Origin of the sequence: Vibrio sp. MarTm2 (genome assembly GCF_027587055.1) — a bacterium.
GTDB classification, from domain to species: Bacteria; Pseudomonadota; Gammaproteobacteria; order Enterobacterales; family Vibrionaceae; genus Vibrio; species Vibrio sinaloensis_D.
In genome coordinates this window covers 39,963-55,938 of sequence record NZ_JAPPTK010000006.1, presented here as the reverse complement: position 1 = coordinate 55,938, position 15,976 = coordinate 39,963, and the positions used below count along the sequence as shown (strand labels likewise).

13 protein-coding genes are annotated in these 15,976 nt (G+C 45.0%); 7 read left to right on the top strand and 6 right to left on the bottom strand.

What is annotated here, in order from left to right; translation table 11 throughout:
* Positions 1-15 precede the first annotated feature (15 nt).
* The 3 genes from nrdA (at position 16) to yfaE (ending at position 3,801) form a co-directional block, all read left to right on the top strand.
* Complete coding sequence (gene nrdA / locus OH458_RS13255) at positions 16-2,298, top strand: class 1a ribonucleoside-diphosphate reductase subunit alpha (RefSeq protein WP_269978665.1); 2,283 nt, start codon at positions 16-18, stop codon at positions 2,296-2,298.
* 82 nt (positions 2,299-2,380) lie between these two features.
* Positions 2,381-3,514, top strand: a complete 1,134-nt coding sequence (gene nrdB / locus OH458_RS13250; RefSeq protein ID WP_269978664.1) for a class Ia ribonucleoside-diphosphate reductase subunit beta — start codon at positions 2,381-2,383, stop codon at positions 3,512-3,514.
* Positions 3,515-3,522: 8 nt separating this feature from the next.
* Positions 3,523-3,801 (top strand): class I ribonucleotide reductase maintenance protein YfaE, encoded by a 279-nt coding sequence (yfaE, locus tag OH458_RS13245; RefSeq protein WP_005473726.1) that lies wholly within the window; start codon positions 3,523-3,525, stop codon positions 3,799-3,801.
* A 51-nt stretch (positions 3,802-3,852) separates the two neighbouring features.
* On the opposite strand, the gene OH458_RS13240 is transcribed toward yfaE, so the two are convergent.
* Positions 3,853-4,104, bottom strand: coding sequence for a hypothetical protein (locus OH458_RS13240; protein ID WP_269978663.1), 252 nt, complete (start codon positions 4,102-4,104; stop codon positions 3,853-3,855).
* Positions 4,105-4,334: 230 nt separating this feature from the next.
* On the bottom strand, positions 4,335-5,579 hold the full coding sequence (locus OH458_RS13235) for a CinA family nicotinamide mononucleotide deamidase-related protein (RefSeq protein ID WP_269978662.1): 1,245 nt from the start codon (positions 5,577-5,579) through the stop codon (positions 4,335-4,337).
* A gap of 175 nt (positions 5,580-5,754) precedes the next feature.
* Here OH458_RS13235 and OH458_RS13230 point away from each other — a divergent pair, with 175 nt between their 5' ends.
* Both OH458_RS13230 and OH458_RS13225 read left to right on the top strand, forming a co-directional pair.
* Entirely contained in the window at positions 5,755-6,651 is an 897-nt protein-coding gene (locus OH458_RS13230) for a DUF3943 domain-containing protein (protein WP_269978661.1), read from the top strand.
* 178 nt (positions 6,652-6,829) lie between these two features.
* Positions 6,830-7,342, top strand: a complete 513-nt coding sequence (locus tag OH458_RS13225) for a glycine cleavage system protein R (RefSeq protein ID WP_269978660.1) — start codon at positions 6,830-6,832, stop codon at positions 7,340-7,342.
* 49 nt (positions 7,343-7,391) lie between these two features.
* Here the strand turns inward: OH458_RS13225 and OH458_RS13220 are convergent, their stop codons facing one another.
* On the bottom strand, positions 7,392-7,922 hold the full coding sequence (locus OH458_RS13220) for a hypothetical protein (RefSeq protein WP_269978659.1): 531 nt from the start codon (positions 7,920-7,922) through the stop codon (positions 7,392-7,394).
* Positions 7,923-8,103: 181 nt separating this feature from the next.
* On the opposite strand from OH458_RS13220, the gene OH458_RS13215 reads away from it, so the two are divergent.
* Positions 8,104-9,792, top strand: a complete 1,689-nt coding sequence (locus OH458_RS13215) for an Lcl C-terminal domain-containing protein (RefSeq protein WP_269978658.1) — start codon at positions 8,104-8,106, stop codon at positions 9,790-9,792.
* The gene (locus tag OH458_RS13210) at positions 9,792-10,355 is read left to right on the top strand and encodes an Lcl C-terminal domain-containing protein (RefSeq protein ID WP_269978657.1); all 564 of its coding nucleotides are present in this window, start codon (positions 9,792-9,794) and stop codon (positions 10,353-10,355) included. The genes OH458_RS13215 and OH458_RS13210 overlap by 1 nt, the downstream gene beginning before the upstream one ends.
* 65 nt (positions 10,356-10,420) lie before the next feature.
* Here OH458_RS13210 and nspC read toward each other — a convergent pair whose 3' ends face one another.
* The 3 genes from nspC to OH458_RS13195 all read right to left on the bottom strand — a co-directional run bounded on the left by nspC (position 10,421) and on the right by OH458_RS13195 (position 15,915).
* The gene (gene nspC / locus OH458_RS13205) at positions 10,421-11,560 is read right to left on the bottom strand and encodes a carboxynorspermidine decarboxylase (protein ID WP_269978656.1); all 1,140 of its coding nucleotides are present in this window, start codon (positions 11,558-11,560) and stop codon (positions 10,421-10,423) included.
* Between the two features lie 191 nt (positions 11,561-11,751).
* A complete protein-coding gene (locus OH458_RS13200) occupies positions 11,752-13,005 on the bottom strand; it encodes a carboxynorspermidine synthase (RefSeq protein WP_269978655.1) in 1,254 nt (417 codons plus the stop codon).
* 18 nt (positions 13,006-13,023) lie between these two features.
* Positions 13,024-15,915 (bottom strand): pyridoxal phosphate-dependent class III aminotransferase, encoded by a 2,892-nt coding sequence (locus OH458_RS13195; protein ID WP_269978654.1) that lies wholly within the window; start codon positions 15,913-15,915, stop codon positions 13,024-13,026.
* Positions 15,916-15,976: the final 61 nt, after the last annotated feature.

Below are 15,976 nucleotides of genomic sequence, written 5' to 3'. Positions count from 1 at the left end.
GGGAAATTAAGCAGAATGAACCAACAACTTACCGTTACCAAACGCGACGGTCGTAAAGAAAGCATTGATCTTGAGAAGATCCACCGAGTAATCGCTTGGGCAGCAGAAGGGCTCGACAACGTTTCTGTATCTCAAGTAGAACTACGCGCTCACATTCAATTTTATGATGGCATCACGACTTCAGACATCCATGAAACCATCATCAAATCCGCTGCTGATCTGATCTCAGAAGAGACACCAGATTATCAATACCTTGCTGCTCGCTTGGCGGTATTCCACCTGCGTAAAAAAGCGTATGGTCAGTACGAACCACCAGCACTGTATGATCACGTTGCGAAGCTGATCGATATGGGTAAATACGACCAGCATATTCTAGAGGACTACACAAAAGCGGAATTGGATGAGCTTGACGCGTATATCGATCACCGCCGCGATTTAGATTTCTCTTACGCTGCGGTTAAACAGCTTGAAGGTAAGTACTTTGTTCAGAACCGAGTATCTGGTGAGATCTACGAGAGTGCGCAGTTCCTTTACATTCTTGTTGCTGCTTGTTTGTTCGCAAAATACCCGAAAAAAACGCGCCTTGACTACATCAAGCGTTTTTACGATGCGACCTCTACATTCAAGATTTCTCTACCTACACCGATCATGTCAGGTGTACGTACTCCTACTCGCCAGTTCAGCTCGTGTGTACTGATCGAGTGTGGTGACAGCCTAGATTCTATCAACGCAACGGCAAGCTCCATTGTTCGTTACGTTTCTCAGCGTGCCGGTATCGGTATCAACGCAGGTCGTATCCGTGCTCTGGGTTCAGAAATCCGCGGTGGTGAAGCATTCCACACGGGTTGTATTCCTTTCTATAAATACTTCCAAACCGCAGTAAAATGCTGTTCTCAAGGTGGTGTTCGTGGTGGTGCTGCAACGGTATTTTACCCACTGTGGCATGGTGAATCTCAAGCTCTGATGGTTCTTAAGAATAACCGTGGTGTTGAAGAGAACCGTGTTCGTCACATGGATTACGGTGTTCAGTTGAACCGCTTGATGTATCAACGCTTGGTAGAAGGTGGCAACATCACGTTGTTCTCTCCTTCTGACGTACCAGGTCTGTATGATGCGTTCTTTGAGAACCAAGATGAGTTCGAGCGCCTATACGTTAAATACGAAAACGATCCTTCAGTTAAGAAAGAAACGGTTAAAGCAATCGAGATGTTCTCTATCTTGATGCAAGAACGTGCTTCTACAGGTCGTATCTATATTCAAAACGTTGACCACTGTAACACCCACAGCCCGTTTGATTCAGAAGTTGCACCTGTTCGTCAATCTAACCTGTGTTTGGAAATCGCGCTGCCAACCAAGCCGCTAACCAACGTTGAAGATGACTCTGGTGAGATTGCGCTGTGTACACTCTCTGCATTCAACCTTGGTGCGATTAAATCTCTTGATGATTTCGAAGAGCTGTCTGACCTAGTTGTTCGTGCTCTTGATGCGCTGCTTGATTACCAAGATTACCCGCTTCCAGCGGCTTACAAGTCAACGATGAACCGCCGTACTTTGGGTGTGGGCGTGATCAACTACGCTTACTACCTAGCGAAAAATGGCGTGAAGTACTCTGACGGCAGTGCAAATGGCCTAACTCACCGTACATTTGAAGCAATGCAGTACTACTTGCTCAAAGCGTCTGTGGCACTAGCGAAAGAGCAAGGTAAATGTCCTTCTTTCCACGAGACGAACTACGCGAAAGGTCTACTGCCAATCGACACTTACAAGAAAGACGTCGATCTTGTGTGTGACGAACCATTGCATTACGACTGGGACGGCCTACGCGAAGAAATCATGACACACGGTCTGCGTAACTCGACGCTAACTGCGCTAATGCCGTCTGAAACGTCTTCTCAAATTTCGAACGCAACCAACGGTATTGAGCCTCCACGTGGCTATGTATCAGTCAAAGCGTCTAAAGATGGTATCTTGAAGCAAGTTGTTCCAGAGTTCACTGAATACAAGGAAAACTACGAGCTTCTTTGGAATATCGGCTCGAATGATGGCTACTTACACCTTGTGGGCATCATGCAGAAGTTTGTCGATCAGGCAATCTCAGCGAACACAAACTATGATCCAACACGTTTCGAGAGCGGTAAAGTACCAATGAAGAAACTTCTCCAAGATCTTCTTACTGCGTACAAGTACGGTGTGAAAACGCTTTACTACCACAATACTCGTGATGGTGCGAGCGATGACCAGAAAGACGCAGTGCAGCCACAAGATGATGATTGTGCAGGCGGCGGTTGTAAGATTTAATCCATAATCCCCTAGCGGATTATTAGGCAATAGACATTATTCGCCCCTCCACCGTGAGGGGCATAAAAGGAATTGAGGCAGCATGGCTTACAGTACTTTTAACAGAAACAAAAACGATCAACTAAAAGAACCAATGTTCTTAGGTCAATCAGTCAACGTAGCACGTTACGACCAACAAAAATTTGATATCTTCGAAAAGCTGATTGAAAAACAGCTTTCTTTCTTTTGGCGTCCAGAAGAAGTAGACGTATCAAGCGACCGCATCGACTACAACAAGTTGCCTGATCACGAAAAGCACATTTTCATCTCCAACTTAAAATATCAAACGTTGCTTGATTCTATTCAAGGTCGTAGCCCGAACGTTGCGCTTCTGCCTCTTGTTTCTCTGCCAGAAGTAGAGACATGGATTGAGACTTGGTCTTTCTCTGAAACGATTCACTCGCGCTCATACACACACATCATTCGTAACATCGTTAACGATCCAGGTATCGTATTTGATGACATCGTTGAGAACGAGCACATCCTAAAACGTGCGAAAGATATTTCTGGTTACTACGATGACCTAATTGAGCTAACAAACGACTATCACCGTTACGGTGAAGGCACTCACGTCATCAACGGTGAAGAGAAGACTATCAAGCTTCACGACCTGAAGAAGAAGCTTTACCTGTGTCTGATGTCTGTTAACGCTCTAGAAGCTATTCGCTTCTACGTGAGCTTTGCTTGTTCATTTGCGTTTGCAGAGCGTGAACTGATGGAAGGCAACGCAAAAATCATCAAGCTTATCGCTCGTGATGAGGCGCTGCACCTAACCGGTACTCAGCATATGATCAACCTTCTTCGTAACGGTCAGGATGACTTCTCTTTCATGCAGATTGCCGAAGAGTGTAAACAAGAGTGTTTCGACCTGTTCAAAGAAGCGGCAGAGCAAGAGAAAGAGTGGGCAGAATACCTATTCAAAGATGGCTCGATGATCGGCTTAAACAAAGACATTCTTTGCCAGTACGTGGAATACATCACCAACATCCGCATGCAAGCGGTTGGCTTGAGTGCGGCGTATCCAGAAGCGACCTCTAACCCGATCCCTTGGATCAATGCTTGGTTGTCTTCGGACAACGTTCAGGTTGCTCCGCAAGAAGCTGAAATTTCATCTTACCTTGTTGGTCAGATCGACAGCGACGTTCGTGCAGACGACTTTAAAGACTTCGAGCTATAAAAACGAATATGCCAAGAATTAAAATTAACGGCTTCACACCGATTCAATCAAACCCTTCGAATACTCTGTTGGAAACAATGGAACAAGCGGGGTTAGAGCCAGAGTACAATTGCCGAGATGGTCATTGTGGTGCATGCCGCTGCAAAATTGTATCAGGTGAAGTGGAATACGTTGGTTTTGCGATGGCTTATGTGCAAAGCGATGAAATTTTACCTTGTATATCTCGTGCGAAAACGGATATTGAACTGCAAGATGTCAATTACACGCTAAGAGAAAAACGCGCATAACTATTCAATAAAAAGAAAGCCTGGATGTATCTCATCCGGGCTTTTTTGTATCTAAGCGCGTAAATTTGCTCCTGATAAAAACTCGTCTGCTGTCAGCATAGACACGGCTTTATCCGCGATTTCTCTACCATCATCATCAAATAGAGAGAGTCGATACCCCATGGTAGAGATGACTTCCTTCTCTTCTGGCGCGGTCAACCACATTGAAATTGCATCCAAGCTTTCTGAGTTAACTGCCTCACCCAGAATCACTTTTTGGCTTGCGACTTGATACCAAACCAGTATTTTAGACTGATGAAACATGCCTTCCTCCCTGAATGATTCCTGCGACGAACTCTTAGTTTAAGATCTAATGTTGCAAATGCACGTTGCAATTTAGAGACAAAAATCGCTCCTATTAGAAATCATTAGCTTAGCAATTAGACGATTTTGCTATAACAGAAAAGTATGAAAGCAAATGAGTAATAACAAGAATATTCATTCAGTTAAAACAGCATGGTGGACCGATTTAATTACGCAATGACGACCGAGTCCTACCCCGTTTGAATCGCACTCTGAGGAACATACATTTCCTTTTCACGTTTCAGCGAGCTGTAATTAGGAAACATGGGCTTTGCTGCTAGGTAACGCCTTAACATATCGGCCGCCACGGTGGTAATTAGTAGCACTTGATCATCTGCTGAGAACTGACGATTAAAGCTCAATGTTTGCCCCCATTCACCTTCACGGGTAGAGATGGCGACAGAAAAGCTTTTATCATAGACACGTCCAGTTACGATCGAAATGTCAGTAGCACACTTCTCTTTAGTTGCTCCGGCTAAGGCAAAAGCCGCTGCAAGCGAGTCTTGATCCGCTTGCCCCACTTCAACACGTTTTCCTAAAACCCAACCGTGCCCGCAATAGTCAGCGGCGCGCTCATTCGAATGTAGCCAATGTGACAGACAACCTTGTGTTGATTGCTCTGCTGTCGAGATAGAAAGTTTCTTATCCAGAATCAAGTGACCAACGTGATCTTGCATCGACTCATCGACACTAACAACATTGGGCTCTATCAATTTGAAAATAAGCTGTAGCAACTTGATGCGTGTATCTACATCCCCTTTTGGCCCAAACAGCTTCACTTCAATGTAAGGCAAATAAGAACGGTATCCAAGCATATACCCTTCCGGCAGTTGGACTTTGTCTAACGCATCGGACAATGCTGACTCAGAGGTACCAAAGGTGTGCAGTTTACTGCAGTCCATTCCGACCAGTTGAGAGTGTGATTTTTTAAGGTCTGGTAGAATCTGAGTGTCTACCATCGTCTTAAACTCACTTGGAACGCCCGGCGTAAAATAAAAGTCACAGTCGTTAATCTTAAGTTTGAAACCACACGCAGTGCCAACTGGGTTATCAATGAGTAAGGAACCTTGCGGTAACATCGCTTGCTTTCGGTTACTTTCAGGCATGGTTAGACCACGAGCAGCGAAAAACGCTTCTAGCCGTTCTATCCACTCTGGGAACTCAACAAGGTTTACATCCGCAGCCTGAGCTGCCGCCTGAGCACTGAGGTCATCAGTTGTGGGCCCAAGACCACCATTCACAATGACCACATCACTGTTGAAACTCAGCATTAGAAGCTCTTCGACTAGAGCTTGGCTCTCATCCCCAACAGTGGAACGCTTGCTGAGGGAGTAACCCTTCTCAAAGAAACGCTGAGACAACCAAGCCGCATTGGTGTCCACGATATCTCCGTGAAGTACTTCTTCCCCGGTGCTCAGCATCGCAATTTTCAACATAAAAAGGTCCTTACTAGTAGGCATTACTTTTGGTGCACTTGAAATTGTAGTTTTCGCTACTTATAGAGTGAGAATCTGACAAATCGTTCCTGCAAGCGAATTTCTGGTTTCCATTAGCATGACTTTATTAGATAATTGTGAGTCTGATCATTAAAAAATCGCAGTGGAGTTTTCCGTGTTCAAAAAAAGCATTGCCGCTTTAGTCTTGTCAACCTCTACCCTAGCTCATGCCAATATGAGCAACTACAACCAACATATTGAGTTTTCCTACACGGTTGATCAAGCGGAAAATTACACCTTGTATTCATACTCCAATGACGCAATCAACCCAGACCCGTTTAGCTTAAGTTTGTCAGAGAACACGCTGAATCTTGAAGAGCCACCACTACCTAAATACCTGACTGTACAAAACGAGAAGGATTGGGATTACCTAAAAGGGCAAACTTATACAATCTTGGGCTTGAGTGTGGCAACGGTCGGCTTAATGACATTGCTCCCTGAATCCATCACAAAATGGGATGCGGAAGATCGCAACTTAAGCGGCCTTGGCAGCAAGTGGAAAGATAACGTCACTGACGGTCCAGTTTGGGATCGCGACGAACATTTCTTGAACTACATTATGCACCCTTATTTCGGTGGTGTTTATTACACTGCGGCGCGTCATGCTGGTTTCAACGAATTTGAATCATTCCTCTACTCCGCGACAATGTCTGCCTTTTTCTGGGAGTATGGCGTAGAAGCATTTGCTGAAGTTCCATCTTGGCAAGATCTGTTCATTACCCCTTTCTTTGGTGCGGTTGTCGGTGAGTTGATGTTCGAAGCAGAGCAAGACATCGTGGCGTCAGGGGGAGAAGTTTGGGGTTCAGAAACCATGGGCGGTGTAACCCTCTTTTTCCTAAACCCGGTAGGACACATTCACGGCTGGGTTAGTGATGCTTGGGGTGGCAGTGCAGAGTTTCAATACAGCAGTACACCATGGTTTGGCAATCACAATGCAGCACAATTTGCGATGGATGCAGGCGCAAGTTATGACAAAGCATTCTACGGCGTAGAAATGAAAATCACTTTCTAGAGTAGAGACGACGTTCTTATAAAAGCGACGCAGTGCGTCGCTTTTTTTGTGCTCCAGATACAATAACTACAACCTGAACAATGGATTAGGTTGAAAACTTGACGCATATCAAACCTATTATGGCCTCCCCATCTACACTCAAATTAAACCCTTCCTGCAATCTCTTAGGAGGCCCACTGTGAATACAACCTTTATCGCCAACTTCGTTGGTAAAGCAACACCTGCGACCATTAAGCAGTTAGCCGCTGTCACACACGAAAACGGTGGGAAATGGCTAATTAGCAAAGTTAACTTTATCGAAGATCAAGTGGCTGCGGTTATCAAAATTGACGTTCCAGAAGAAAATGCTTTAGTTGTTCAAGAAGCGTTTAAACAACACCCTGATCTTGTCGTACAGATTGTTGATTCTGACTCTGTGGGTCATAACGTCGATACGATTTATCAGCTAAGACTCGATTCAAACGATCGTGCAGGCATCGTTAATGAGATTACCCATGTTTTGGATGGACAAGGCGTAAATATTTTGGATATGGACTGTCAGCGCGTCTTTATTGCTGGTGGCGGCGGTGTAAGTTCAAGTTTGTTTACAGCCAATATGGCGATTCGATTGCCTCAAGAAATCAGTATTGATGATATAGCCAATGAGCTTGAGTCACTGAGTGAAGATACAAGAGTAATGGTTGAAGCATAGCGAAAGGTCAGTTCTTACGGTCTTTCATCGTAAGAACTGACTTAACCAATTACAAATTGAACTTGTAACTGCCTTTAAGCATTACTGTGTTGTCCGTAATCTCATAGTCATACTCTGTACGAGAGAATTGCAAACCCAATGCCCAGTGTTTGAAATCTAAATCGGCGCCAGCACCAAACGATACACCTTTAATATAGTCGTCACTTGCACCATCAAGAAACAGCACTTTATAACCAAGCAAACCGTAAATATCTACATTTAATGCGTTGCCAGCATCAATCCTTACACCGAGTGGGATATTACCAGCAATAGAGTATTTTTCTGAGGCGTTTTGTTCTTTTTCAAAATCACTGCTGCTGTAACCAGCAATGACAAACTCACCACCAACCAAAAAGCGCTCATTATAAATATTTTTCGCGCCGACATGAGCACCAAATGACGCTCCGTTATTACCTTCAAGACTGTAAGAACTTAAGTTACCGCCAACATAGAAATCTTGTGTTAAATACTCTTTTTCCTGCTCTGCTTGTGCGGTAAATGCAACCGAAGCAGACAGCGCAATGAGAAGGGCTTTATACATTTTTTGTATTCCAGATAATAAATAATCCACCGCATTATAATCAAAGTATTTATATATACAAAGTGACACCAATCAAGTGTGATTAACTCTAACTATCCAAGAAATACCCTTATTTTACAGCACACATCTCTGATACAATCGATAGATTAGTTTTATTACACATTCAGGAATTTATATTCTCATGCATGAGATTACGCATAATAAGAAAGCGATAGCTATTGCATTATTTGCAATTCTGCTTGGTGGTTGTAAAGGTGGCAGCGGCGGAAGTCTAGGTGGTGACAATGGTGGAGTCTCTCCAAATCCGGGACCAACACCCAATCCTGATCCTCTCCCTATTGTTAGTAAAATCAATGTCCCTAGCTCAATCAGCTTTGTTGAGCCTATTAATGGTAGTGAAACACAATATATTCAACTGACACTCTCGGAAGCTTTAAAAAGCGACCTTACGCTATATATCACCACTTCGGATATAAATGCGAGAAGTAGTGGTAAATTCAAAAACTACACAGCGAAAGTATCTGAGCCTTTTACGATTGTTGCCGGGCAAACAGAAGTAAAATTGCCACTTAGCTTAAGCAATAACAAATATTTCGAAAATGATGTGTCACTAACCTATTCCATCTCCGGCCCAATTCGATCTGACTACACAATTGAGCGCGGTCAATCGGTTGTTACTCTATCTGACATCGATGGCGAACCCCATATTAGTTTTGAAAAACTGAACCGCACACTGCTTGAAGGCGAGAGTGACACTTTCTCTATTAGTGTTACTCATCCGTCGAGCCTACCCATATCTGTGACTTTGGAACAATCTGGGACAGTAAATCAAAATGACTTCACCGACACACTCACCCCAGAGAAAACCGTCACAATATTAAAAGACGAATTAAGCGTAACATTTGACGTCACCGCGACAAAAGATGACATCAGCGAAGGCGCAGAGAAGTTAGTTTATACTCTCACAAACCCAAACAACGTCACAATTGATGAACAACACAAAGCGCTCACCATTTATATTCCGGGTGACAAACGCTTTAACGATACCGGATTTGTGACTCGTTACGATGGTAACAACTTTAACAGCGCTAACCCTCAAACGGACTATCCAAATCAAGATGCTGATTTTGGCTCCGATACAGACAGCCCAGTTGATCATACAGACGGCCGCTACGGCTTTAGTTACACTAAGTTTGATATCCATGGCAACGTTTTACCTATAAGCGCATCCGACTATGCTTGTGTACGTGATAACACGACAGGCCTGTATATTGAGAGCAAACCAACTGTTTCTGTCGACTTACCATTAAATCGTAAAGAAGTAGAAGATGAACAAAAAGCACAGGAAGACGATCCAGATAATTATATCTACCCGGATGGAACTGATCCTACTAGACCAGATTATGTTACCGCATCGCGTTATTGGCAAAACTCAACATACTTGTATACGTGGTTCGAAAAGGACGACACCCTAAACGGTGGTAGTAAAGGGGCAGAGAACATGACTATGCCCCAAGAAGTTCCTATTGACTTTACTTGTGCTGTTTCACAAAACTCGGAGGGCGATCGTCGCTGTGATACATCGGGTTATTTGAGCCAAATGAATCGATTTGCGATTTGTGGTTTTACTGACTGGCGTTTACCAAGACCAGCAGAAATGAAATCACTAGTTAGCTTCAATGCAGATAATAACGACAACAATAACCGAGCGTTTCTAAAGTTTATCCATGGAAAAACCTATTTTACCAATGCAACCAATGCTGAACGCAATGGCGCCGCTTGGTGTGTCGATACGGTTTCTGGGCAAGCAAAACTCTGTCTTAAAGGATCCTACAACTCAGTTATTGCCGTAAGCGGAGGTAAAGAATAATGAAAGCACTACATCTATTAGCTTGCTTAACGTTCGCAACAACTTCGGCTTGGGCTCAAACTTGTATCACCAACCAGCCACTGTCACAAGACGAGGGGCAGTTGGTCGACCTTGAAAACGGTACCATCCTTGATGTAAAAACCAACTTGCTTTGGCAAAAATGTACATTGGGGCAAACCTACTTGCCTGACAGCAACAGTTGTACTAACGATGGTGCAACCCACTTTGGGACATGGCAAGAGGCTCTCAAAGCAACGGAAGACCCAGCTATTACGACTGTAGAAGGAATCCCTGGTTTTCGTTTACCGAATATCAAAGAGCTCACCTCGATCGTGAACTATCAGTGCGTATTTCCAGCCATTGATACGACATTTTTCCCAGCAACGGAAAATGAGCCTTATTGGACCAACACTCCAGATGCTCCGAGAACTGTGAACGGAGTTGCTAATACTGAGATAAACGCTGATATCAAAGGTTTAGTGATCGACTTTAATAATGGAGAAGAATTTATTAACGGAGAAAACGATAGAATTCTTATTCGTTTGGTTAAAGATTATCAGTAGTTCAGAAAGGCAAAAAAAGAGCAGCGACAAGCTGCTCTTTTTACATCTCACCAATCAATTTACGCTTACTCTACACTCCACTGAGAGAGAGAGCGTTTAAAGTCTGAGTAATCAAATTCGTTCAGCTTTTGAATATCACCGTTGGAACGTTCACAGTATACCGAAGGCATTCTTAGACCGTTGAACCAGTTCAGTTTCACCATGGTATAACCAGCGCTGTCCAAAATGTGCAAGCGCTGGCCAATTTCTAGTGGCTGCTCGAAGTTCGCAACACAGAACTGGTCACCAGCCAGACAAGAACACGAACCAATCACGTATTCATGATCACCGTTTTCAGATGCTTCCAAGATTGACGCAGGCTCCTTGTAAATCAAGGTATCTAGTCGGTGCGCTTCCGTTGCCGAATCCACAATCGCAGTCTTCTTCACGTTTTCTACGATGTCGACCACAGTCACCACAAGATCCGTGGTTTTGGTGATGATTGCCTCTCCCGGCTCTAGATACATTTGCACGCCGTGTTTTTCAGAGAAGGCTTTAAGTGCAAGACCCAGTTTCTCGACGTCATAGCCTGGCCATGTGAAGAACACACCACCGCCCATGCTGACCCAATCGAGTTTATTTAGATATTCGCCAAACTGTTCGGAGATTGAATCCAGCAGGCCGATAAACGCATCCACGTCTTTGTTCTCACAATTCATGTGGAACATCACGCCATCAATGCCATCGAAAATTTCCGGCTTGATGTGGTCAGCTTGTACGCCTAGACGAGAAAACTGACGTGCAGGGTTCGCTAAGTCTTGACCTGCGTAGCTCACACCTGGATTCAGACGCAGGCCAATCGACGCTTTGCCTTCAACGATATGGCGATAAGCCGCTAACTGTGACTGCGAGTTGAAAATCATTTTGTCACAGATATCCGCGACTTCACGTACATCATCTTCGCTGTAGCCCACGCTGTATGCATGTGTTTCACCACCAAACGTTTCGTAGCCAAGTTTCACTTCAAACGGGCCAGAGCTAGTTGTGCCGTCTAGGTAAGGCTTGATGATGTCAAATACACCCCATGTTGAGAAGCATTTCAGCGCCAACACTAGCTTCACGCCCGAAATCTCTTTCAACTGTTTCGCTTTCTCAAGGTTCTCAATCAACTTATCTTCGTTGATCATGAAGTACGGGGTTTTAAGTTCTTCTTTCTGAAATGTCATTTTATGTACTCAAACAGTCTCTAGAGATGAAAAAGGATAAATAGAAGGTTGGTGTCATTTACTTTGATTTTGTCCTGTCTGAACGAAGTGAGTTACAAAACCAAAGTAAATGATACCTTTCCATAAAGGTACTAGTCAGTAAAAAGGGAACAATCCATGTCCCCTTCAATCAACGATTAAACGTTCAATGCTTACTTCTTAAGCTCGTGAATTACTGGCAGACCTTGGCCCGCTTCCAACTCCTGAACGTGCCAATCTAGACCGATACTTGGCATTGTCTCTAGGAACGGATCTGGATCTAGCTGTTCCATGTTGAACACGCCTTTATCCGCCCACTTACCACGGAAGAATTGCAGTGCAGCAGTAATGGCAGGAACACCTGTCGTGTAAGAGATCGCTTGGTGTTCTACATCTTCGTAAGCCACTTCGTGGTCTGCGTTGTTGTAGATAAACACACTACGCTCTTTGCCGTCTTTCTTACCCTGAACCCAAGTACCGATACACGTTAGACCTGTGTAGCCTGGCGCTAGTGATGTTGGATCTGGTAATAGTGCCTTCAACACGTGTAGAGGCTGTACAACAGTGCCATCGTGCAGCGTGAGTGGATCTGGGCTCAATAGACCGATATCACGCATTACATTGAAGTAGTTTAGGTAACGGTCACCGAAACCCATCCAGAATTCAATGCGTTTAGCAGGGATGAACTCTTTCATTGAGCGAACTTCATCGTGTGCCATTGAGTACACTTTGTGTGAACCACAGTTCGGGAAATCGAACTCTAGCATACGAGAGTGACAAGGTACTTGTTTCCACTCACCGTTTTCCCAGTAGAACGAATCGCCCTGGATCTCAAGCATGTTCGTTTCTGGGTCAAAGTTGGTTGCGAACTTCTTGCCGTGATCGCCCGCGTTTACGTCCATAACGTCGATCGTATCGATTTCATCAAACAGATGCTTCACAGCGTACGCCGCGAATACCGACACTACACCTGGATCGAAACCCGCACCTAGAATACCTGTGATGCCCGCTTCTTCGAACTTTTCACGGTAACCCCACTGCCAGTCGTAAGCCTCTGGCACTTGCTGACCTTCAGAACAGAGATCAACGGCTACTGATGTATCTAGGTATGAAACTCTCGCTTGGTAACACGCTTCCATAATGGTCATGTTAACCCAAGGAGGACCTGCGTTAATCACAAGATCTGGCTTCACTTCGTTAATAAGAGCAACGAGTGCATCGACATCATCAGCATTCACTGCGCGTGCTTCGAGTTTCTTAGATGCATCTTTCAGGTTATTTTTCTTCTGAATCGATTCGATGATTTTTTCACACTTACCAACCGTGCGAGACGCAATAGTTATATCTCCTAGAACGTCGTTGTTTTGTGCCGCTTTGTGTGCAACAACCCAACCAACACCACCTGCACCAATCTGTAGAATAGCCATAGTTTTCCGTTACCTTTATTAAGCTAGCTCAGCCGCTAGCGTGTTAATTTTCAAAAGCAAAGATTCAAAATCCGCTGTCGTCAAACAAGGGTTTAAAATCGTAAATTTAAGTGCGGTCTTACCATCAACGATGGTTTCACCGAGAACTGCAATACCGCCAGTCAACGCTTCAAGGCGCAACGCTTTGTTCAATTCATCAAGATCGGCACACGCGTTGGTTGCGCGGAAAAGAACCGTTGAAAGTGCTGGTTCAGCCAGAAGCTCGAACTGATCATGTGCCCGAACCATCTCAGCAACGTCTTTCGTTTGTGCCAACAAGTGATCGTACATATCACCAAGCGCTTTAGGACCGACGTTTTGCATCGTCATAAAGACTTTCAATGCGTCAAATCGCTTTGTCGTTGCGATAGATTTATCTACCAAGTTTGGTAGCTCATCATGTTCACGGTTTAGGTAGTCAGCATGGTGAAGCAAGTACTTAAAGTTCGACTTATCGTTCACCAGCAACGCGCCGCAGCTGATTGTTTGGTAGAACAATTTGTGGAAGTCGACACTGATCGAGTTTGCACGCTCCACACCTTTCAAGCGTGATTTGTGACTGCTAAGAATCAGAGCACCACCATAAGCGCCGTCAACATGCATCCACATCTCATGTTTCGCTGCCATATCAGCAATGAAATCAAGATCGTCAATCGCACCGTGATCGGTCGTCCCCGCAGTGCCAACAATCGCGAATGGAATCAAACCTTCTGCTTTTGCCTGAGTTAGAACTTGATCTAATTGGCTTACGTCCATTGTGCCGTCAGCGTTCGCATCGACGGTCATCACGGCTTTTTCACCTAGCCCCATCCAAGATGCTGACTTTTGAACCGTGAAGTGTGATTTCTTAGAGCACACAATGCGCAGTTTGTCTGCGTAATCTGGAAGACCCAGCTTCTGAATAGAGTGACCGCTTAGCTTGTCTGCAATCCAATCACGAGCCAGCATCAAGCCCATTTGGTTGCTTTGTGTGCCGCCGCTAGTGAAGATGCCGTCCGACTTTTCACCAAATTCGTACTTATCGCACAGCCAGTCAATCACCTTTTGCTCTACGTAAGTCGCAGACGACGCTTGATCCCATGAATCCATTGATTGGTTCAATGCTGCAATCATGGCTTCTGCCGCGACTGCTGGCATAAGAGGCGGTGTATGTAGGTGAGCAATGCAATCTGGGTGCTGAGTGAAAATCGCATTCTTCGCAACAAGCTCTGCTGCTTCATCAATTACAGATTTTAGCGATGCGTTTTTGTTGTCCAGATCAACTGCGTTAATGGCCGCTTCGAGCAGTTTTGGATCCATACCAGAGTATGGTGCGTCCACCTGCTCGAATACTGACTTCATCGCGGCTGTGGTGTGATTCATTACTGAGGCAAACTCAGTACCGCCTAGCTCACCAGTTTGAATGAAGTGCTTCTTCCACTCTTCTTGTGGGTCTGCTTCAACGTGGCTACCGCCTGCCGCAATGATCGCATCTTCCAGTACGCGTAGTGCAAAGTCGATTTGCTCGAAAGAGATAATCAGTGGTGGAAGGAAACGAATCACCGAACCGTCGCGGCCGCCCTTCTCTACCATTAAGCCACGTTCAAGCGCCGCACGTTGAATCGCAAGTGTCAATTGGCCATCTGACAAAGGCTCGCCAAACTTGTTTAGCTCGCCACTTGGATGTTTAATCTCAACGCCAAGCATCAAACCTTTGCCGCGCACATCTGCAATACAGTTGACGCGCTTTTGAATGCTCTCAAGACCAAAACGAAGGTACTGACCAGCAACGTTAGCGTGCTCAACAAGGTTGTCACGTTGGATGATTTCTAGTGCTTTCGCCCCAGACACCATCGCTAGCTGGTTACCACGGAAAGTACCGGTGTGCTCGCCTGGCTTCCACGTGTCGTGTTGTTTGTTGATCACAAGTAGCGACATCGGCAAGCCACCGCCAATCGCTTTAGACAAACACAAAATATCAGGAACAATGCCTGCTTCTTCAAATGCGAAGTTGTAGCCAGACTTACCTACACCACATTGAATTTCGTCAAAAATTAGTAGGATGCCGTGCTCGTCACAGATACGACGCAACTCACGTAGCCAAAATGCAGGAGCAGGAATAACACCACCTTCACCTTGCACTGGCTCTACAACGATCGCCGCAGGCTTCATGATCCCTGCTTCATCATCGTTCAAAAGACGTTCAATATAACGAATGCCCGCTTTCGCGCCTTCATCGCCACCTAGACCAAATGGACAACGCAGATCGTAAGGGAATGGCATAAAGTGGACATCTGACATCAAGCCAGTGCGACGTGCTTTGGTGCCCAAGTTACCCATCATACCCATGGTGCCGTTCGTCATACCGTGGTAAGCACCGCGGAAAGCGAACATGGTGTTACGACCAGTTGTCTGCTTTGCCAGTTTGATTGCCGCTTCAACCGCATCCGCGCCAGAAGGACCACAGAACTGGATCACACAGTTGTCGCTCAACTCTTGAGGAAGGAAACCCTTAACAGACCTAATAAAATGTGTTTTCGCTGAGGTTGCGATATCGAGAGTCTGGTATGGCAAACCAGAATCCAATTGTTCTTTTAGCGCTTGGTTGATCTCTGGATGGTTGTAGCCCAGAGCCAATGTACCGGCACCCGCAAGGCAATCTAGGAAGATTTGACCACGCGTATCTTCGACTAAACAGCCATACGCTTGTTTAATCGCAATCGGTAAACGACGCGGGTATGAACGAACTTCAGATTCGTGTTGTTCTTGGTCTAGTAACACCTCATCAGGCGTTAAATCATAAAGACCTTCCACAGTTGGAATCTGACGAGAAAATGGTGTTGCGATCCCAGCGTCTAGGGCTGGCGTATCGACTTCAAAGGCTGTGCTCATGATTTAATCCCATGAAATGTAAATGAACACTCGCAATTTCACGTAATGGGTGAACGCAAGG